This is a genomic window from Drancourtella sp. An12 (assembly GCF_002160935.1).
Taxonomy (GTDB): Bacteria; Bacillota; Clostridia; order Lachnospirales; family Lachnospiraceae; genus Sellimonas; species Sellimonas catena.
Map to the genome: position 1 here is coordinate 446731 of NZ_NFLO01000001.1, position 20863 is coordinate 467593.

Sequence of the window (20863 nt, forward strand, 5' to 3'; positions counted from 1 at the left end):
ATGTAGATGTCAAGAGTTTTTCTATCGCATAGTAGTGAAGATAAATTATGGTATGTAAATATTGTATATAATAAATTAGTAAAGGCACTAGGAGCAGATAGTGTTGTTATTGATAATGTGTCGTTTCAAGAAGGAAGAAAAACATTAGAAGAGATTTATTATCAATTAAATACAACAGATATGTTTGTGATTTTCTTATCCAATAAAGCTTTAGGATCACAATGGGTTCAGAATGAATTAAGAGGGGTTGAGGCTATAGTAGATGAGAAGAAGAAATATCAAATATGTCCAATAATTATTGATGATATTGTACAATATGATGATTCTAGAATTCCTGAATGGATGCAAAGAGAATATAATATTCAGAGGATATGTAGTCAAACAAAAGCGGCTAATGTTATAAAGCAGCGGATGATTGAGATTTCTTATGAAAAACATCCCAAATTAAAAGAAAGAAATATGTTGTTTGTGGGAAGAAATGAATTTTTGCAAAATTTCGAAGAACGGATGGATGATTTTGACAAGGAGTCTCCAGTAGTGGCTATTGCATCAGGACTTGAGGGGATTGGAAGAAGAACTTTTTTGAAACATAGCTTGTATAAGAGCAATATTTTAAAGGAAACTTATCCATTTGCATCTGTTGTATTAAGATCAGATGAAAGTATTGAAGATTGTATTTTAAAAATTTGTGATCTGGGGTTTTTTAATAGTGACACAGAAGTGACATTACAATATATTGCTAGTTTAGATATGACGTCAAAAATTAATATTTTAAAAGAGTTTGTCATTCAACTGCAAAAGGAAAGAATTGTATTATTTATTGTTGATAATGGCTGTATTATAAATCATGAAGGAGATATGGCAGAATGGTTTGAAAAAATCATAGAAGACGTAGATGTTGAAAGTAAAATCACATTATTATTGGTTTCAAAGTTTAGATTCTTTGACAGAAAATTAAAAAATGAAAGGATATATAATATTGCTTTACCAGAGTTAGATATTAAAGAGCGGAATGGCTTATTAAAAAGATACCTTCAATTGGAAAAGGTGGAATTGGATACAGACAAGATGAAAACAGTTAGTAATCTTTTGACAGGATTCCCAGAACAGGTTTTTTATGCTGTTGCAATGATTAAACAGGGCTGGAGATATTTTTATGACAATACAAATGATGTAGTAAATTTTAGCGACAGAAAAGCAGCGATTATGATGCAAGATATAAAAGATGATCAAGAAGTAATGGAATTTTTAGCTCTTTTAGCATCTTTTGACTATGTGGGCATTAGTTATCTTATGTCCATAGTATCTGATTATTCTAAGTATATGGGGTATATTGAAGATCTATATTCGCGGGGAATATGTGAATATGTTGGTGTATTACAAGAATATATTAGAGTAAACGATACAATTAAGAACTATATTCTACGGAGCGAGTATAAAATTTCGGAAGCGCATAAAAATATTCTTAAAGAAAATGTACATGAGATAGTGAATAATATAGATGATAAAGATTATGATATTCCTCAATTATTACACGGTTTAAAGACTGCATTAATTAACGGGGTAGAAATTGATAATAAATATATTATTCCTTCAATTTATTTAAAAACAATGAATGATTTATACAACTCTGGAAAATATAAAGAGGTTGTACAATTTGCTGATAGAGCAATACAGAGTTCTTCCTTTATGGATTATAGAATTATCTTTGAGATACGCTATTTGCTATGTTTAGCTCTGGCAAAACTTAGAAATAAACGATTTAAAGATGAAGTTATGAATATCGACGGTGCTGACCATCAATTTTTATTTGGATTTTATTATAGACAGATTGGAAGGTTTGATAAGGCTTTAGAGAAAATAAACAAAAGCTTAGAATTAAGAGAGAATTTTTCAAAGGCAAAACGTGAAAAAGTTCAAATATATATTGGAATGCAGGATTATGAATCTGCATTAGAATTGGCAAGATTAAATTATGAAAACTATAAAGATAATCCATACCATATTCAAGCATATTTTACTTGTGTAATAAAATCCGATAATGTTGAAAATAAAAAACAAATATTGCAAGAATTGATTGAAAATATGGAAACTATTGGAAGTAATATAGCGAGAGAGTTAACCCTTAGATTTAAGGCACAGTATGCTGCCTTCATTGATAATGACTATGAGCTTTCTCTAGAATATATCAATAAAGCTATAAAAATGAATGAAAACATTCAGTATGCAAGATTAGTTAAGTTTGATATAGCGGAGAGATTTAATGATTTTGAAATGATGCAAGAGATTGTTGATTATTTTAGAAAGCCTGAGTTAAAACAAAGATTTGTTGACAATATTGTATGCATGGATTCTTTGATTAAAGCAAAAAGAGGAGATTGCGTTGGTGCTATTGAATATTTTAAAATGAATATTAAGAACTATACAGATGAGGCAAAAGAGCGTTTTATCATTAGACTTAATAAATATAGTGTATAGCTATCAAGTCGGAATTTTTAATCAAAAACATTATGTCAAAAGTATAAAGATATCAAAAGTCTCATCACTAAAATAGAGAATGAGGCGAATAAAAAATGGCTACATTTTGGCTACAAAAATATTATAGACGAAATGGATAGTGCATATAAAATAATAAAAATCAAACAAAAAGCGAACTACTAATACATATTATTTGTAAGTGTACAAATATAAAAGTGGAGTTTGAATAATTAGTAAATCCCAAGAATCCTTGTAAAATGGGCGTTCTTGGGATTTCTTTTTTGCTGTGATGTTAGGGTGATGTTAATGGTGCTTCAGCTAAAAGGCATTTATTTACTTTTGGTCGAAGCGTCTCTGGTAAAGTACAGCTGAAACCAACGGAAAAGGGCTTACTAAATTGAGTGAAACCATTTTGGCAAGCTCTTTTTTGTTGCTTTGAGGTTGCAGTTTACTCGGCTTTTCGTTACTCACGCAGAATGTTCGGTAATTTTGAAAAAAGTTTTTGTAATGAGAAAATTACGTAGATCAATATTACTTGAAATCAGATTCTAACTCGTCATTTTCAAATCAATCTCGTCAAAACAAAGAAAATGACGAGATTGAAATTGATTATGACGATGATTTGTGATAAGATGTAAATAGGTTAAGTTTGAGGTTTTGTGAGGAGATTATATGAGAACTTTTGATTATAAGAAGAGATATGAAAGGTTATTACAACCGGATCTTGTTGCCTTGCTCGCACAGATTCATGAATATAAAGGGGAACAAGCATTATTTGTGGAAGCAAAAGCAGACACACTTACTCAGTTGTTAGAAGTTGCGAAAATCCAGAGTACGGAGGCTTCCAATAAAATCGAAGGTATCTATACTTCGGATGAGCGTTTAAAAAAAATTGTCCGCGATAAGACAATGCCGAAAACAAGAAGTGAGAAAGAAATTGCGGGTTATCGGGATGTGTTAAATACGATTCATCAAAATTATGATTATATACCCATAAAACCATCCATCTTCCTCCAGCTCCATCGGGATTTATATAAATTCACAGGAAATGCGGGTGGTAGTTTTAAGTCATCAGATAATGTGATTGCACAGGAGGATGAACAGGGAAACAAATCTATACGGTTTCAGCCGGTTCCGGCATGGGAAACGCCGGCGTATATTGATGCAATCTGTGATGCATTTCAGGATGCCTGTAAGGATTCTCAGTGTGATCCATTGATTTTGATTCCTATGTTTATATTGGATTTTTTGTGCATCCATCCGTTTAATGATGGAAATGGGCGTATGAGTCGTTTGCTGACGCTGCTTTTGTTATACCGGGCAGGATATATTGTGGGAATGTATATCAGTATTGAAAAGCTGATTGAACAGACAAAAGAAACTTATTATGAAACCCTGCAAGAGAGTTCTTATAACTGGCATGAAGAGGAAAATGATGATGCACCATTTGTCCGGTATATGCTGGGAGTGATCGTTGCAGCTTATCGTGATTTTTCTTCCAGAGTACAGCTTTTAGCCACTAGCGAGATGTCGAAACCGGAGCGCGTCCGTGAGATTGTCCGCGGCTCCATAGGAAAGATGACAAGGGCGCAGATTATGGAGAAATGCCCGGATATCAGCCGTGTAACGGTAGAACGTGCTTTGACAGACATGGTGAAAAAGGGTGAAATATTAAAAATCGGAGGCGGTCGTTATACTGCCTATATATGGAACAGGGAGAATGAATCGTATGATAACAGGTGAATTAAAAAATAAAATTGATGGCTTATGGGAAATATTCTGGACCGGAGGACTTACCAACCCGCTAGATGTGATTGAACAGATGACATATCTGATGTTTATCCGTGATCTGGACGATGCAGATAATCTTCATATCAAAGAAAGCGCAATGCTTGGTCTTCCATATGAGAGCATTTTTGCAGAAGAAGTCCTGATCGGGGATCGCCGGATTGCCGGCAATCAGTTGAAATGGAGCGTATTCCATGATTTCCCGGCTCAGAAAATGTACAGTACCATGCAGGAATGGGTGTTCCCATTTATTAAAAATCTTCATGGAAATAAAGAAAGTGCGTATGCCAAATATATGGGTGACGCAATCTTTAAAATACCGACACCACTGATGCTGGATAAAATTGTGACTGCCATGGATGAAATATACGATCAGATGGCACAATTGAAAAACGCAGATACAAGAGGAGACGTCTATGAGTACCTCTTGTCGAAATTGGCGACAGCAGGAGTAAATGGGCAGTTCCGAACCCCAAGACATATCATTAAAATGATGGTGGAACTGATGGCTCCGAAACCGGATGAAATCATCTGCGATCCTGCCTGCGGAACGTCTGGTTTTCTGGTGGCTGCCAGTGAATACCTGAAAGAAAATAAAAAAGAAGAAGTATTTTTTGACCAAAAAAATAAAGAGCATTATATGAATCATATGTTCCACGGATTTGATATGGACCGGACCATGCTGCGTATCGGAGCCATGAATATGATGACTCATGGAGTGGACAATCCGTATATTGAATACAGGGACAGTCTTTCTGATCAGAATACGGACAGGGATATGTATAGTCTGATTCTGGCAAATCCGCCGTTTAAGGGAAGTCTTGATTACGATATCGTATCCCAGGATCTGCTGAAAGTTGCGAAGACGAAGAAAACGGAACTTCTGTTTTTAGTACTGTTTTTGAAAATGCTGAAACCAGGAGGAAGATGTGCCTGCATTGTACCGGATGGAGTTCTGTTTGGTTCTTCCAAAGCTCATAAGGCGATCCGCAAAGAACTGGTGGAAGGAAATTGTCTGGAAGCGGTTATCTCTATGCCTTCCGGTGTGTTTAAACCTTATGCAGGAGTCTCCACTGCTATCCTGATCTTTACGAAAACAGGACATGGCGGCACGGATAAAGTATGGTTCTATGACATGAAGGCAGATGGATTCAGCCTGGATGATAAACGTAATCCAATCAATGAAAATGATATACCGGATATCATAGAGAGATTCCGAAATCGAGAGCAGGAGACACAGAGAAAACGGACGGAACAGTCTTTCTTTGTGGAAAAACAGGATATCGTTGACAATGAGTATGACCTTTCCATTAACAAGTATAAAGAAGTGGAATATGTACCGATAGAGTATCCATCTACGCAGGAGATTATGGCGAATCTACATGAGCTGGAAATGGAGATTACAAAGAATCTGGCAGAGCTGGATGAGATGTTAGAGAAAGATAAGGAAGAATAAATTCGGATTTGTAGGGATGATTAGATGAAAAAGATGTTATTGGAAGACTGTTGTGAAATACTTGATTCTATGCGTGTACCAATCACAGCAGCGAATAGACAAGAAGGACCATATCCTTATTATGGAGCGAATGGAATTCAAGATTATGTTGTAGATTATATTTTCGACGATGATCTTGTATTATTGGCGGAAGATGGTGGTAATTTTGGTTCTAAAACAAAACCGATTGCTTACCGAGTTTCAGGAAAATGTTGGGTAAATAATCATGCTCATGTCTTAAAGCCAAAAGAAGGAATGAATGTTGATTTTTTATGTTATTCATTGATGTTTTACAACACAGATGGACTTGTTAACGGGGCAACAAGACAGAAGTTAACACAAACGGTTATGAGAAAGATGTTGATTCCTGATATGCCTATAGATAAACAGATGGAAATTGTCAATCAACTTAATAAAGTAATTGCAATAAGAAATATTCGCCAGCAGGAACTTGAAAAATTAGACGAGCTTATTAAAGCCCGATTTGTCGAGATGTTTGGAACACTGGATAGTCCAACTCAAGAATTTAGAAAAGCAACATTGAAAGAGTTATGCAATAAGATTACGGATGGTAAACATGGCGGTTGTAAGTCAGAAGCTGGAACTGAGCGATATTTTGTTGGAGCTCGAGAAATATATGATGATGAAGTGCATTATGATACAGCGGCAGAAATAAATACTGAAGAGTTTGAAAAAGATTACAAGCGTTGCAATCTTGAAATTGGAGATTTCCTTATAGTTAATACAGGAGCAACAATTGGTAAATCTGCGATTGCCTCTGACGAAAGAACGGAGCATACATTATTACAGAAAAGCGTGGCTTTATTAAAAGTTAAGCAAGAAGTGTTAAATCCTATATTTTTAAAGTGGTGTTATAGAGTTAACAAACAAATGTATATGGTTGAAAGTGCATCTGCACAGCCAAACTTATTGCTTTCTAAAATAAATGCTACAGAAATATATGTTCCTAGTATTGAACTTCAAAACCAGTTTGCAGATTTCGTTAAACAGGTCGACAAATCAAGAGTTGCTGTGCAAAAAGCATTAGACGAGACACAGTTATTATTTGATAGTTTAATGCAGAAATATTTTGGATAAAGGAGAGTAAGTAATGGATTCATATTTTAACAATATGATGTTTAATCAGAAGTATGTAAATGCTGATTATTATAATCAGATACGACAGTTTGAATATAACCAAAATCAAGATAAAAAGGTGAGAGATGCTATGAAGGCAATGCATGATTTATGTGATGCAGTAAAAGATATGGATCAGACCCATCAGCAACAGGCATTTTGGGGTTGTCTTGGGGTAATGGCAGAGGAGTTTCATTGGAAGTAAGGTAGAAGATAAAGCGGAACGGGGTGATTTTTATGACCAACTTTGATTTCCTTAGGAAAGAACCACAATTTGATTCTTTCGCAAATGTGGCCATTTCGGCTGAGAAAATATTACATATTGATATGGAAGCCAGCGTGATCAATTGCCGCCGGGCCATGGAGTTTGCCATCAAATGGATGTATTCCATGGATGGTTCGCTTGTCATGCCGTATCAGGATACGTTGGTCAGCTTGATGAGCACAGAAGAATTCCGGGATATTGTAGATCCGGATCTTTGGAGAAGACTGGATTTTATCCGTAGAGTGGGAAACAATGCGGCTCATAATGGCAAGAAGATTACCCTGGATCAAGCAAAATTATGTCTGGAAAATCTGTATATTTTTCTGGATTTTGTGGCGTATTGTTATGCCAAAGATTATACGGAAGGAGAGTTTCATGCAGAACTGCTTGAAGAACAGAAACAGTCTGTTTTAGAAGAAGTACCGCCAATTTCGGAAATTGATCTGAAAGCTCTCATGGCAGAAAACCAGGCATTGAAGGAGCAACTGACTGCAAGACGTGAAGAGCAGCAACAGACTTATGTACCGAAACCGCTTGATTTGTCCGAGTATAAGACTAGAAAGATTTACATCGATACCATGTTGATGGATGCCGGATGGATAGAAGGGAAAAACTGGATCAATGAAGTGGAGCTTCCAGGAATGCCAAATAAATCAGAGGTGGGCTATGCAGACTATGTGCTGTATGATGATGCGCATAGACCACTTGCGGTAATTGAGGCAAAACGAACCTGCGTGGATGTGGCAAAAGGACGCCAGCAGGCAAAGCTATATGCAGATATTCTGGAAAAACAGTACGGCAGAAGACCGGTTATTTTCCTGACCAATGGATTTGATACGAGGATTGATGACGGGCAGTATCCGGAACGAAAAGTATCTATGATCTATTCTAAACGGGATCTGGAAAAGTGGTTCAATCTGCAGACTATGAAGACAAGTCTCAAGAATATTACTGTAGATAAGAATATTGCGGGACGGTATTACCAAGAAGGTGCGGTTAAGGCAGTCTGTGACAGCTTTGGAAACAAGAATCGCAGGAAAGCATTGCTTGTCATGGCGACGGGTTCCGGGAAAACAAGAACTGTTATTTCCCTGTGCGATGTGTTGCTGCAGCATGGATGGGTAAAGAATATCCTGTTCCTGGCAGATCGAAATTCTCTGGTCACACAGGCAAAACGAAGCTTTGTGAATCTTCTTCCGGATTTATCTGTGACAAATCTGTGCGAGGAAAAGGATAATTATCAGGCTCATTGTGTTTTCTCTACTTATCAGACCATGATGAATTGCATCGATTCTGTAAAGGATGAGGAGGGAAAACTGTTTACCTGCGGACATTTCGATCTGGTAATCTGTGATGAAGCCCATCGTTCTATTTATAATAAATACAAAGATATTTTTACCTATTTCGATGCGCCCCTGGTTGGCTTGACAGCTACGCCAAAGGACGAAATTGATAAGAATACCTACAATATTTTTGAACTAGAAAATGGTGTGCCTACATATGGGTATGAACTGGCACAGGCCGTCAAAGACGGTTATCTGGTAGATTTCCTTTCCGTAGAATCTTCTTTGAAATTTATTGAAGAGGGAATTGTGTATGATGAATTATCAGAAGAAGACAAGGAAGCCTATGAAGCTACGTTTGAAGACGAGAACGGAGAACTTCCTGAAAAAATTAGTTCTTCTGCATTGAATTCCTGGCTGTTTAATGAGGATACCATAAAGAAGGTTCTGCATATTCTTATGACCAAAGGGATTCGTATCAATTATGGAGAAACTTTAGGGAAGACGATAATCTTTGCCAAGAATCACGATCATGCAGAAAAGATTCTGGAGATTTTCGGGAAAGAATATCCGAATCTTCCGGGATATGCGAAAGTCATTGATAATTATATGACTTATGCCCAGAGTGCTATTGATGAATTTTCAGAGCCAAATAAACTTCCTCAGATTGCAATTTCCGTAGATATGCTGGACACAGGAATCGATGTGCCGGAAGTATTGAATCTTGTCTTTTTCAAGAAAGTCATGAGTAAAGCAAAATTCTGGCAGATGATTGGTCGAGGAACCCGTCTGTGTCCCGGATTGCTGGACGGAGAGGACAAGCAAAAATTTTATATTTTCGATTTTTGTGGCAATTTTGAGTTTTTCCGCATGAACAAAGGAAAGGCAACCGCTAATATGATGGCACTGCAGGGAGCAATTTTTAATCTGGAATTTCAGATCACTTACAAACTGCAGGATATGGAATATCAGACAGAACGATTGATTGCCTACCGGAATGCATTGATACAGCATATGAGTGAAAAAGTACAGGAACTGAATCGGGAAAACTTTGCAGTCCGTCAGCACTTAAAATATGTGGATCTGTATTCCGATCAGTCCAACTATCAGACTCTGAGTTATGAGGATACGCTGCTTGTAAGGGAAGAACTGGCTCCTCTGATCCTACCGGATGGAGATGAGGCAAGTGCAGTTCGGTTTGATGCACTGATGTACGGCATAGAGCTAGCATATCTGATCGGAAAGAAATATGGAAAAGCCAGGAGTGATCTGTTGAAAAAAGTCAGTGCGATTTCTACGGTAGCAAATATACCGGAAATTATGGTGCAGGCAGAGCTGATTAATCAGATTCTCCATACGGATTATCTGGATCGTGCCAGAATCAATGAATTTGAACATATTCGGGAAAGTCTTCGTGATCTGATGAAGTATCTTCCTAAAAAGAAAGTACGTTATGACACGAATTTCGAGGATGATATTCTGTCCATTGAATGGAAAGAGTCAGAACTGGAGAACGATGATCTGAAGAACTATAAGGCAAAGGCAGAATATTATGTCCGCCAGCACCAGGATGATCTTGTCATCGCAAAACTGAAAAAGAATAAGCCAATGACTCAGGATGATATTAAAACATTGGAAAAAATTCTGTGGAGCGATCTGGGAACGAAGGATGAATATGAAGCAGAATATGGGAACAAGCCTCTGGGAGAATTTGTCCGTGAAATCGTGGGCCTGGATATGAATGTTGCAAAAGAAGCATTTTCTGAATACCTGAATGAGGCTAATATGGACAGCAGGCAGATTTACTTTGTGAATCAGATTGTGGAATATATCGTACATAATGGTTTGATAAAGGATTTTTCTGTGTTGCAGGAACCGCCATTCACAGATCAGGGAAGTGTTGTGGATATCTTTACTGATTTGAATGTATGGATGGGGATAAGAAAGGTTATCGAAGGGATCAATGATAATGCGAAGGTGGCGTAGAAAGATTCATTATATAATAAAATTAAAAGTGCTAAGGAGAAAAGGAAAATGAGAGAAAGTAAAGAGATGAGGAAACTTGCCTCATATGTTACATATAGGCAATTATATAACGATGGCAAAAATGATGTATACACAATAATTTCAAAATTTGCAGAAAATATTATTATTACACAAAGTTTATATTCATTTGGGTTGACTGAAATGTCTGAAAAAATCAATGATCAGTTTGGCTTTTGCATTCCAGATTATGTTATACAATCTTCATTGAAAAGACTGAAATATGTGATGCGTTCAGAGCATAGATACACAGTAGATACATCAGAAATTAAAATGAATGCAGATATTGTTTCTAATTCAATGGCAAACTCTTCTAACATTAATCAGGAAATGGTTAATAGTTTAGTTCAGTATGTTCAAGATAAGACTACTGTGTTATCAGAACGGGAAAGAGAAAAGTTAATACAATGTTTTTGCAAATTTTTATTAGATGATACAATAGCAAATGGTTATTCCGAACTGATTAGTTCCTTTGTCATAGAAAATTCTGATAATCCAGATTTTAAATCTAATATTACGGAGATTAAAGAAGGAGCTGTTTTGTTTGCAGGATTAAACTATAATAGTAATATTTCTGATAATTCGGTATGGAAAGACGAGCTAGTATTATATGTAGAAAATGAAATTTTGTTTCATTTGGCTGGATATAATGGAGATGTTTTTCAAAAGTTAACAGAAGAACTATTTTCATTAATAAGTGAAATGAATACCAAGAGTAAAACGAAGGTAATTAAAGTACGATATTTTGAAGAAGTATCAAATGAGATCGATGTATTTTTTGCTAAAGCCTGTGATATTGTTTCAGGGAAAGAATATGTTTCAGCAGAAAATTATGCAATGAGCGAAATTATAAATGGGTGTCAAAATGAAGCAGATGTTATAGAGAAAAAAACAAAATTTTATAGAATGCTAAAAAATAAAAATATTTTTCAAGAAAAAGATCGAAATTATTATTTAGATAAGGAGCACAAGTATAATTTAATAAGCCAAGAAGATATTCTAAAATATGGAATAGAAGAAGATAAAATGAGATATATTACGCATTTAAATTATGTTAATGTTTTGAGAAAGGGGGAAAATATAAAAGATTTAAAAAAAGCAAAATATATAGTTTTAACTGAAACTGGAAAAATTTTAAAAATGGCATCTGAATTTTGCGAGAATTCTGGATTTGTACCTTTGGCGATAAATATGGGTGTTCTTACAAATAGATTATGGTTTGATTTAAATAAAGGGTTTGGCGCAAGTGAATTTCCTTCGACATTTGATATATTAGTAAAAGCTAAAATTGTGCTTTCAAAAATACTTACGGAAAGTGTAGCTGATAAATTTGAACAAGCAAAGAAGAGGTATTTAGACCAAGAAATAACAGAAGAACAATTATCTGATAATATTTTAATGCTTAGAGAGGAAATAAAAAAGCCAGAGGATATTAATAAGAATGTTTTAGAAAATGTACTTTCATTTTTGTCGGAAGAAAATTTAGCTATTCATCAATCTGAAAAAGAATTACTTTCCATTAAGTTGCAAAAAGCAAATGAAAAGAATGATTCGTTGATGAAGAGCATGAAAAAAAACGAAGAGGGCAAAAATAAATTAATTGAAGAATCAATTCAAAAAAATGCAGATTTGCAAAGAAAGAATGTAGAACTGCTTTGCAGAAATAAAGAAAATTTAGAACAGCAAATAGAAGAAATAGAAAAAAGGAAAAAAAATGCTGATAAAAAAATACAAAAGAAAATATCAAATATTAAGCCTGTTACTATAGGGAGTATAATATTTTATTGTTTATTTTTGTTATTTGTATTTCTAAAAAGCAATGAGGACATTCAAGTCGTTATCACCATTGTATTGGCTATAATTCCACCAGCGATAATTACTATTATATCATTAATTGTTGATAAAAAAGTAGATTTTTTTAACTTATACGAGTTATTTATAAAGTGGATTGAAAAAAGAATTGAAAAAAAGACATATAGCAGTTACTTTGTTGACAAAGATAAACTGCGCAAATTAAAGGAAGAATTAGCAGAAGTGGAAGCTGGATTAAAAGCGATAAAGTATAGTAATGAAGCATAAATTTAAAGTATAAGAAGAAATAATGGATAAATAAGATTGGAATAGAAATAATTGGGATTATAAAAAAATGAACTTATTTTTTCCAAGATAAATTTAGTTTGTAACATAAAAGATGTTACAATAAAAATATTTCATTTTTGTGAATAACAATGGTGAGAGAATATTATCTAAAAAGAGCCTACTAAATATATTTATGAAAAATGGAACATCAGAAGTTGCAGAATTGACAATGATAGAGGTTAATTTATATCTCTATATATATGCGACTTAAGTATGAAACCAGGGGGAAAGGAATCGATTAGGAAAGACCTACTTTGTGATGAAATACCAGGCTGTGCGGTTCGGAAAATAGGATATTATATTCTTTTTATCAGGATAATATGATTGATTGTCTGTCTATTTACTTGTTGTTAAAGGATGTGGCTGATCCTAGAGTGGAAACGGCGTTAGAGAATATAATGTAGGAGAGCGCATTGTAAATAGAAGATAATAGGAATTTTTTGATAAATTTCAAATAAAATCTTCGCTTTTTATCCCTTCTCTGATATAATACATACATGGCAACGCGACGGCAACTGAGGATCAGCAAGTCAGCGCATAATATGAAAATGAGATAAATGAAATCGGAAAGCTCATAAAACTTAAACAAATTTGTTTAAGTTTTGGAGAAAAGAACCGAGTTTGAATAGCGGACGAAAATGCGAAAAAGCCCGTAAATAAAGGCTTTGCGGGACTTCTGAATTGCCCGGTGGAGTGCAAATGGAGTTAAAATTTATTTTTTTCTCTTGCTTTTATTCCGGACAATGACGAGATTTTCGCAAAATCATCCAAATTCAGAAAGATATAATTAGTGGAAATTAAAGAACAGTTTGTTTTAATGGAAGTATTTTCCGTTGGAGCAAACTGTTTTTTTATACTCTTTTTCAATGAGCTCCTGATACCAGATACATTATGGAAGCAACCGTAAAAAAAATAATTTTTGCAAAAATCCGAAATAGGATGTCCTGTTTTGCACCTGTCAGTACAGAGTATATGAAAAGATAAATATTCAAAATACAGGATGTAAATAACGGTGAATTAGTACCATCTGCACGGTCTAACTGTACCACCTTGCCGAAACAAGAGTACCGCCTTGCCGGTTGGCTGTACCGGTCGGCAACTGCACTTTGCCAACGATGCGAACCACTTTTCCGGTGAAGTGAACCATCCTTCCGGATGGTTGATCCACTCGATATTCGATTACTTTGCCTAAAGACGGTATCTGGCGAGAATGGAGCTTGCAATGGCTGTTATCGCCTCGCTGACGCAACTACGACATTGACAAGTGCCATCCTGCCAGATGAATGACAGCTGAACAAAGCAAACGCATTCCGTGCTGATGGAGCGTTGACTCCACAGCCGATGACCTGATGTTTTCAGGACATCTTACATAGAGTCATTCCAGCACATACGCTGATGACTATAGATTATTACCTTGACAACTTAATACCGGTCGTCATCCTGACCCTGGGCAATCCTTATCATGGAATCCACATGCTCCTTAAATGACATTGGATCTCCGCCATCATAGTAGATCCTCATGTACTCCTGGTACGCCAGGTTATCGTAGAGAAGCGTGTCAGCTGCGTCTTGTCCAGCTTACGGTCCGGATGGTATTCGATCTCTTCCATACAAGCATTTGGCGCTGAAAATCCGGCATCACGGATGCATTTGGCGAGCTTATTGGCCTGGCGGCGGTTCCACTCTGCATCGACCAGGAGAGCGATCCGCTCCTCGAAGCCGAGACTGCTGTAGGTATCAGGATCGCTCAGCTGGGACTCCAGTTCTTTGGCCATGGCTGAGAACCGCATCTGCTTGAGGGTATCAATCGTTGACTGGTTGATCATATGTTTGCACCCCCTTTCCGGAAAGCATCAGCGCCTCGTGTGATCCCGTGGCGGGTGCCATTTTTCGGCACAGGTGCTTCAGCGGCTTGATTGAGGGGAATCCTATCCTGTCCGTTTTTGAGAATGGTGAGGATGCTCCTCAGCGCAGGTGTCGATGAAAAGTAAAACAGACATCGGCTTATGAAATCATTGGTAACCTGAACAAAGAACTGGAAGAACAGGGATATCTGACACTTAGAGGAAAAGTTCCAACAAAATATTTTGTAAAGCGTTTCTATGGAGTAAAAGACACCTGCGAAATCCCACAGGAAGAAGGAAAGGAATGGTTTCATGCGTAAGTAGCATGTGAAGGTGGAAAGGCAACCTATAAGTTTAGATGCTCAGATACAGGGCGTGGTATGAGTAAAAGTTTTCTTTCTCATGTGTTTGAACCGTTCGCACAAGAAGATTCCAGTGCAAGGACCAGTTATATGGGAACTGGGCTTGGAATGCCGATTGCCAAACAACTCACAGAAATGATGGGCGGAAAGATTGCGGTAGAAAGCGAATTAAATGTCGGTACAACCTTCACAGTTACAATTTCATTTGAACTCGATTCAGATTATAAAGAAGAAGACACGCTGGAAGAGGAAAATTTATCGAAAAATCTTTCGGGATTGACAGCACTTTTGGTAGAAGATAATGAGTTGAATATGGAGATTGCTAAGTTTATTCTGGAAAATGCTGGAATCAATGTCGTCACTGCAAAAGATGGAAAAGAGGCAGTCGATATTTTTGCGAAATCAGAGGTGCATTATTTTGATGTGATTCTCATGGATATTATGATGCCGGTGATGGATGGACTGACTGCTACAAAAACAATTAGATCACTGGAACGGCAAGAAGCAAAAACAATTCCTATTTTTGCAATGACTGCAAATGCGTTTCTGGAAGATAAAAAACAAAGCAAAGAAGCTGGAATGAATGAACACTTATCGAAGCCGTTGGATGAAAAGAAACTGATGAATACGATTTGGAAATATACAATCGGGAAAAATTCAAATAGCAAAGAATAGTGTGTGATTGTTGGTAGAGGTATATTCGTTTTTGGGTAAATAACAATTCTAAGCGGTTGATCTTTATGGTTGACCGCTTTTTCCGCCTTCAAAAAATCAGAAGATTCTATTCCAGCAATTTCTGGTAATTCAATGAAAATCTGTTGAATACAGCATGATTCTACCATTAAGGGGTGTACTTTTTCTGAGAAAATAGATACTATAATCCCAAAAGGGGGAATGGCTATGGACCTTGTGAAAATCGGAAGCTATATTGCAGAAAAAAGAAAAAAACTTGGTATGACTCAAAAACAGCTCGCTGAGAAACTGGGGAAGAGTGATAAGTCAGTTTCTAAGTGGGAACGAGGGATCTGTTTACCAGATGTGTCTGTGTATTTAGAATTATGTGAAATATTAGGCATCAGTCTAAATGAATTTTTGGCTGGTGAAGATATTGAGGTAACTAATGTAGAAAAAAAATCGGAAGATACACTGATACAGATATCAAAAGATAGTAGTCATAAACAGCGTTATTTAAAGAAGATTATTGCTGTACTTCTTATTGTTGTGGGAGTATGTGTTATTGTTTTTGGAATCATGGTATGTAATAAATTGCGGCAACCACAAAATTATATAGAAGCAGTAGCACCAGATAGTGTAGAAATGAAAACAGCTGAATTGTTATCTGGAATTGATGGAACCATGATGTTTCGATACAATTCAAAAGATACATTTCAAACATTGTATGTTTACTTGTCAGAATACCAGTCTGGAAAACGAATTTCTCATAAGAAGGTTTTGGAACTTTCCTATGAGGATGTGAAATCTGCAAAAAATGGATGGATTGTTATTACGCCGGATTTTGATAATTTTACTGCAAAGCTTATTGCGGCAGATGAATATTCAAAATATATGACAGAAATGCCAATCTTGGAGGGTGTTGCAAACAGAGAATATTATGGCAGATCTGCAACGTCTATAGAGAACAAAAGCCCGATAGAATACGGAACAGAGCAAGGATTGGCAGCACTGATCTATGGCGAACAAGGAGTGAGTTCGTTGCCGATACAGGATATTAAAGGTGAATACATAGATACAGATAATGAGTATATGTATTATTATTCGGTTGAGTTCGTAAAATAAGAATAGTAAAAGAGAGAAGAGGATACCACAAATCATTGCTTTGATGATTCTGTGGTATCCTCTTTGTGGATTTCAGAATTTGTTTCTCAGCTTTCGGTATTCTCGCGGTGAATATCCTTTCAGCTTGTGAAAAAGCCGACTGAAATACAGCTGGTTATCATATCCGACGATTTTAGAGATTTCATTGATGGAATAGGTTGTTGTTTCAAGTAACATCTGAGCATTGCTGATCCGGATTCCTACGATGAATTGCATTGGTGTGGAACCGGTGTATTTTTTGAAATTCCGGATAAACCAACTGACACTCATGCCTCGTGAGGCTGCGTAATCCTCTATGTTGATGTCCTGATTATAATTTTCGCTGAAATAGGTAACTGCAGTGTTCATTTCCTGATCCAGGTATTCGTTTTTCAGAATATGTTCTCGTGTCAGTTCTCGGTGGAAAGTGATTAGTAGATGACGAAGCAGAAGAACAAGCATTTCCTCATAGTTGTCCTGACAGCGTTGAAGTTCTATGATAATACGCTTGAAAACCCGTTCATATTCCATAGATGTGCCAACTTGGAAAACCCGTTCTTTATCCGAAAATCCATACTGACGTAAGATATTTTTAACATTGCTGCCTGTAAAATGAATCCAGTATACTTCTGTCTTATCTTCCCCATAATATTCATATTTCTGAAGCTCTTTCGGTCTGTACAGTACAATATTACCGGCGGGAACAATCGTTTCATTATCTACATTGTCAAAATGAAAATGTCCACAACCGGCAGTGATATAGATGATCTGATAATCCAGGCGTCCCCTTGGACGGTAGGTTGGTAATTTTGGAGGGCTGGAAAGGCGATAAGTACCACAGCTTCCTACAATCAGTGGGCGACTTTTGTCTTTGAAATCCATATGGGAGTGGTTCAGATAACCAGTATTCATATACATAGGGCAGCACCTCTTTTCCTACTTTTTACCATTGTATCATTTAGTGCATATTTTGTCTAATCCAATTCATAGACATATTTTGCGGATTAGGATAAGCTATGTATAGAAAAACAAAGAAACGTAAACAAAAAAGTAAAGAACAAGACTTGCTGTGGGAGAACAACGTATAAAAAAATGTATATGTATTGAAGGAGAGTTATTTATGATTGTACCACGTTATTATGAGGATTTAAGTGTACTGCATGAAAACACAATGCCAGCCAGAGCCTATTATGTTCCGGCATCCAAAAGAATGGACAACCTGGTGGAACACAGGGAAGAATCAGACCGTATGCAGTTATTAAACGGAACTTGGAAATTTCAGTATTATAACAGCATCTATGATATTCAGGAATCTTTTTTTGAGAAGGATTATGATACAGAAAACTTTGACGAGATTCAGGTTCCGAGTGTATGGCAGATGGCAGGATATGACACACACCAGTATACAAACATCCGGTATCCGTTCCCATTTGATCCACCGTATGTACCACAGGATATCCCGTGTGGAGCATATGCACATACTTTTGACTATCATAAAGATGAAAATGCACCAAAAGCATTTTTAAATTTTGAGGGAGTAGACAGTTGCTTTTATGTATGGGTCAATGGTTCTTATGTGGGATACAGCCAGGTTTCTCATATGACCAGTGAGTTTGATATTACCGACCTTCTTCAGGATGGAAAGAATACCATAGCAGTATTGGTAATGAAGTGGTGTGACGGTTCTTACTTGGAAGATCAGGACAAATTCCGTATGAGTGGAATTTTCCGGGATGTGTACATTTTGAAACGTCCGGAGCAGGCAATCAGCGATTATCATATAAAAACAAAGATTGAGGATATGCTTGCAAAGATAGAACTTGATGTGAAATTCTACTCTCCGGCAAATGTAAAAATTTCGATTGAAGATAAAAATGGAGCAGTTGTCGCAGTAGGAAGTATTACCGAAGAAGGAACAGCGGTGTTAGAGATTGCAAGTCCGGAGCTTTGGAATACAGAAAATCCATACCTGTACAAACTGATCCTTGAAACAGAAAATGAAGTAATTGTAGATCATATCGCACTCAGAAAGATAGAGATCAAAGATCAGGTTATTTACTTAAACGGACAGAAGATTAAATTCCGTGGTGTCAATCGACATGATTCCGATCCGGTTACTGGATTTACAATTAGTGTGGAACAGATTACAACAGATCTTACGCTAATGAAGCAGCACAATTTTAACGCTATCCGTTCCAGCCATTATCCGAATGCACCATTTTTCTATGAAATGTGTGACAAGTATGGATTTATGGTGATAGATGAAGCAGATATAGAAGCTCATGGACCATTCATGCTCTACAGAAAAGAAGACACGGATTACAATCGATTCAAGCGGTGGAATGAAAAGATTGCCGATGATCCGGCATGGGAATCAGCTATCGTTGACCGTGTGAAACTCATGGTAGAACGTGATAAAAACCGTTTTTGTATTGTTATGTGGTCAATGGGAAATGAAAGTGCTTATGGTTGCAACTTTGAAAAAGCACTTGCTTGGACAAAGAAATTTGATCCGGACCGTATCACACAGTATGAGAGTGCAAGATACCGTAATTATGATGAAACATATGATTACAGCAACTTGGATGTGTACAGCCGTATGTACCCGGCACTTTCCGAGATTCAGGAATATCTGGACAAGGACGGAAGCAAACCATTCCTTCTGGTAGAATATTGCCACAGCATGGGAAATGGCCCTGGAGATTTTGAAGATTACTTCCAGATGATACAGGATAATGATAAAATGTGCGGCGGCTTTGTCTGGGAATGGTGTGACCATGCGATTGCTCATGGCACTGCTGAGAATGGAAAGACAATCTATGCCTACGGAGGAGATCATGGCGAAGATATCCATGATGGCAATTTCTGCATGGATGGATTAGTATATCCGGACAGAACTGCCCACACAGGACTTTTGGAATACAAGAATGTCTATCGTCCGGCAAGGGTGGTTTCTTATGATAAAGAAAGTGGAGAGCTGGTACTTCACAATTATATGGATTTTGATGACCTGAATGATTATGTAAACATCAGTTATGAACTGACGCAAGATGGTCTTGTAATCGGAAAAGGTAAACTTTCAGAAGTGTCTGTGGCACCACACAGTGAAGGAAAGACAAATCTGAAAGTCAATGTTCCAGAAAGCGGAAAATGCTATTTAAAACTTATTTACCATCTGAAAAAAGAAATGCCACTGTTAGAGGAAGACCACATTCTGGGATTTGATGAAATTGAGGTAAGTCAGAAAGATGCAAAATGTCAGCTCGCAGAGAAATGGATGGAAAAAACAGCAACGAACTCTGAATTACAGGTGAATGAAAATGATACACAGATTCATATCAAAGGTCGTGAATTTTCCTACACCATAGACAGACGTACGGCTCTCTTTACAGAGATGAAATTTGCAGGACGGGAATATCTGAATCATCCGATGGAGTTGAATATTTGGAGAGCTCCAACAGATAACGATATGTACATCAAGTCTGAATGGAAGAAAGCTCACTATGATAAGGCTTACACAAGAGCCTATACGACAGAGGTTGCACAGGGAAAACATGGTGTGAAGATTACAAGCCATGCTTCCGTTGTGGCAGAGACGGTACAGAAGATTCTTGATGTGGCGATTACATGGAAAATAGATGCTGCAGGAAAGATTGATGCAGATATAGCAGTAACAAAAGATGGAGAGTTCCCGGATCTTCCGAGATTTGGAGTGAGAATGTTTTTGGATAAGAAACTTTCAGATGCCAGATACTTTGGAATGGGACCACAGGAGAGCTATCGTGATAAACATCAGGCAGCGAGTCACGGTCTGTACCGGGCAAATGTAGGGGATTTACATGAGGACTATATCCGTCCACAGGAAAACGGAAGCCATTATGATTGTGAATATGTAGAGCTTAACAACAGCCGATATGGAATTGTGGCATCCGCAGAAAAGGCATTTTCATTCAATGCTTCTTATTATACACAGGAAGAACTTGAGAAGAAAACGCATAATTATGAATTGACAGAATCAGACAGCATGGTATTTTGTGTTGACTATGCATTAAATGGAATAGGTTCTAACAGTTGTGGCCCGGTTGTATTGGATCAGTATCGATTTAATGATGTATTATTCCGGTTCCAGTTTACTCTGGTTCCGTATGTAAAGGGATAATAAAGTTTTAAGTAACCCGTTAACAAGGAAGGAGAGTCTGGGTGTTTTGTAAAGT

The 20863-nt window shown here is 36.8% G+C and carries 12 protein-coding genes and 1 pseudogene; 11 read left to right on the forward strand and 2 right to left on the reverse strand.

What is annotated here, in order from left to right:
* Window positions 1-6 precede the first annotated feature (6 nt).
* The 7 genes from B5E64_RS02220 to B5E64_RS02250 all read left to right on the forward strand — a co-directional run bounded on the left by B5E64_RS02220 (window position 7) and on the right by B5E64_RS02250 (window position 12568).
* Window positions 7-2478, forward strand: coding sequence for a toll/interleukin-1 receptor domain-containing protein (locus B5E64_RS02220; RefSeq protein WP_087166878.1), 2472 nt, complete (start codon window positions 7-9; stop codon window positions 2476-2478).
* A gap of 672 nt (window positions 2479-3150) precedes the next feature.
* Window positions 3151-4221, forward strand: a complete 1071-nt coding sequence (locus B5E64_RS02225; protein ID WP_087166879.1) for a Fic family protein — start codon at window positions 3151-3153, stop codon at window positions 4219-4221.
* Window positions 4208-5722 carry a class I SAM-dependent DNA methyltransferase gene (locus tag B5E64_RS02230; protein WP_087166880.1) on the forward strand — a complete coding sequence of 505 codons (1515 nt, stop codon included), beginning with the start codon at window positions 4208-4210 and terminating at the stop codon, window positions 5720-5722. The genes B5E64_RS02225 and B5E64_RS02230 overlap by 14 nt, the downstream gene beginning before the upstream one ends.
* Window positions 5723-5746: 24 nt before the next feature.
* On the forward strand, window positions 5747-6859 hold the full coding sequence (locus B5E64_RS02235; protein ID WP_087166881.1) for a restriction endonuclease subunit S: 1113 nt from the start codon (window positions 5747-5749) through the stop codon (window positions 6857-6859).
* A 13-nt stretch (window positions 6860-6872) separates the two neighbouring features.
* Complete coding sequence (locus B5E64_RS02240; protein ID WP_087166882.1) at window positions 6873-7103, forward strand: hypothetical protein; 231 nt, start codon at window positions 6873-6875, stop codon at window positions 7101-7103.
* Window positions 7104-7135: 32 nt separating this feature from the next.
* The gene (locus B5E64_RS02245; RefSeq protein WP_087166883.1) at window positions 7136-10432 is read left to right on the forward strand and encodes a DEAD/DEAH box helicase family protein; all 3297 of its coding nucleotides are present in this window, start codon (window positions 7136-7138) and stop codon (window positions 10430-10432) included.
* A gap of 48 nt (window positions 10433-10480) precedes the next feature.
* Window positions 10481-12568, forward strand: a complete 2088-nt coding sequence (locus B5E64_RS02250; RefSeq protein WP_087166884.1) for a hypothetical protein — start codon at window positions 10481-10483, stop codon at window positions 12566-12568.
* 1577 nt (window positions 12569-14145) lie between these two features.
* Here B5E64_RS02250 and B5E64_RS02255 read toward each other — a convergent pair.
* Window positions 14146-14454, reverse strand: a complete 309-nt coding sequence (locus B5E64_RS02255; protein WP_087166885.1) for an ATP-binding protein — start codon at window positions 14452-14454, stop codon at window positions 14146-14148.
* Between the two features lie 371 nt (window positions 14455-14825).
* Here B5E64_RS02255 and B5E64_RS18590 point away from each other — a divergent pair.
* The 3 genes and pseudogenes from B5E64_RS18590 to B5E64_RS02270 form a co-directional block, all read left to right on the forward strand.
* Window positions 14826-15029, forward strand: a pseudogene (locus tag B5E64_RS18590) (ATP-binding protein); the annotation flags it as partial.
* A 3-nt stretch (window positions 15030-15032) separates the two neighbouring features.
* Complete coding sequence (locus tag B5E64_RS18595; protein ID WP_343284036.1) at window positions 15033-15509, forward strand: response regulator; 477 nt, start codon at window positions 15033-15035, stop codon at window positions 15507-15509.
* Between the two features lie 225 nt (window positions 15510-15734).
* Window positions 15735-16631, forward strand: a complete 897-nt coding sequence (locus tag B5E64_RS02270; protein WP_087166887.1) for a helix-turn-helix transcriptional regulator — start codon at window positions 15735-15737, stop codon at window positions 16629-16631.
* A 72-nt stretch (window positions 16632-16703) separates the two neighbouring features.
* Here the strand turns inward: B5E64_RS02270 and B5E64_RS02275 are convergent, their stop codons facing one another.
* Window positions 16704-17567: an AraC family transcriptional regulator gene (locus tag B5E64_RS02275; RefSeq protein WP_087166888.1), complete on the reverse strand. Its 864-nt coding sequence runs from the start codon at window positions 17565-17567 to the stop codon at window positions 16704-16706.
* Between the two features lie 202 nt (window positions 17568-17769).
* Here B5E64_RS02275 and B5E64_RS02280 point away from each other — a divergent pair, with 202 nt between their 5' ends.
* A complete protein-coding gene (locus B5E64_RS02280; RefSeq protein WP_087166889.1) occupies window positions 17770-20808 on the forward strand; it encodes a glycoside hydrolase family 2 TIM barrel-domain containing protein in 3039 nt (1012 codons plus the stop codon).
* Window positions 20809-20863 lie beyond the last annotated feature (55 nt).

Excerpts from the sequence above, each read along its gene's own strand:
- B5E64_RS02220 (WP_087166878.1), top strand. The coding sequence starts at position 7 with ATGTCAAGAGTTTTTCTATCGCATAGTAGTGAAGATAAATTATGGTAT.
- B5E64_RS02225 (WP_087166879.1), top strand. The coding sequence starts at position 3,151 with ATGAGAACTTTTGATTATAAGAAGAGATATGAAAGGTTATTACAACCG.
- B5E64_RS02230 (WP_087166880.1), top strand. The coding sequence starts at position 4,208 with ATGATAACAGGTGAATTAAAAAATAAAATTGATGGCTTATGGGAAATA.
- B5E64_RS02235 (WP_087166881.1), top strand. The coding sequence starts at position 5,747 with ATGAAAAAGATGTTATTGGAAGACTGTTGTGAAATACTTGATTCTATG.
- B5E64_RS02240 (WP_087166882.1), top strand. The coding sequence starts at position 6,873 with ATGGATTCATATTTTAACAATATGATGTTTAATCAGAAGTATGTAAAT.
- B5E64_RS02245 (WP_087166883.1), top strand. The coding sequence starts at position 7,136 with ATGACCAACTTTGATTTCCTTAGGAAAGAACCACAATTTGATTCTTTC.
- B5E64_RS02250 (WP_087166884.1), top strand. The coding sequence starts at position 10,481 with ATGAGAGAAAGTAAAGAGATGAGGAAACTTGCCTCATATGTTACATAT.
- B5E64_RS02255 (WP_087166885.1), bottom strand. The coding sequence starts at position 14,454 with ATGATCAACCAGTCAACGATTGATACCCTCAAGCAGATGCGGTTCTCA.
- B5E64_RS02270 (WP_087166887.1), top strand. The coding sequence starts at position 15,735 with ATGGACCTTGTGAAAATCGGAAGCTATATTGCAGAAAAAAGAAAAAAA.
- B5E64_RS02275 (WP_087166888.1), bottom strand. The coding sequence starts at position 17,567 with ATGTATATGAATACTGGTTATCTGAACCACTCCCATATGGATTTCAAA.
- B5E64_RS02280 (WP_087166889.1), top strand. The coding sequence starts at position 17,770 with ATGATTGTACCACGTTATTATGAGGATTTAAGTGTACTGCATGAAAAC.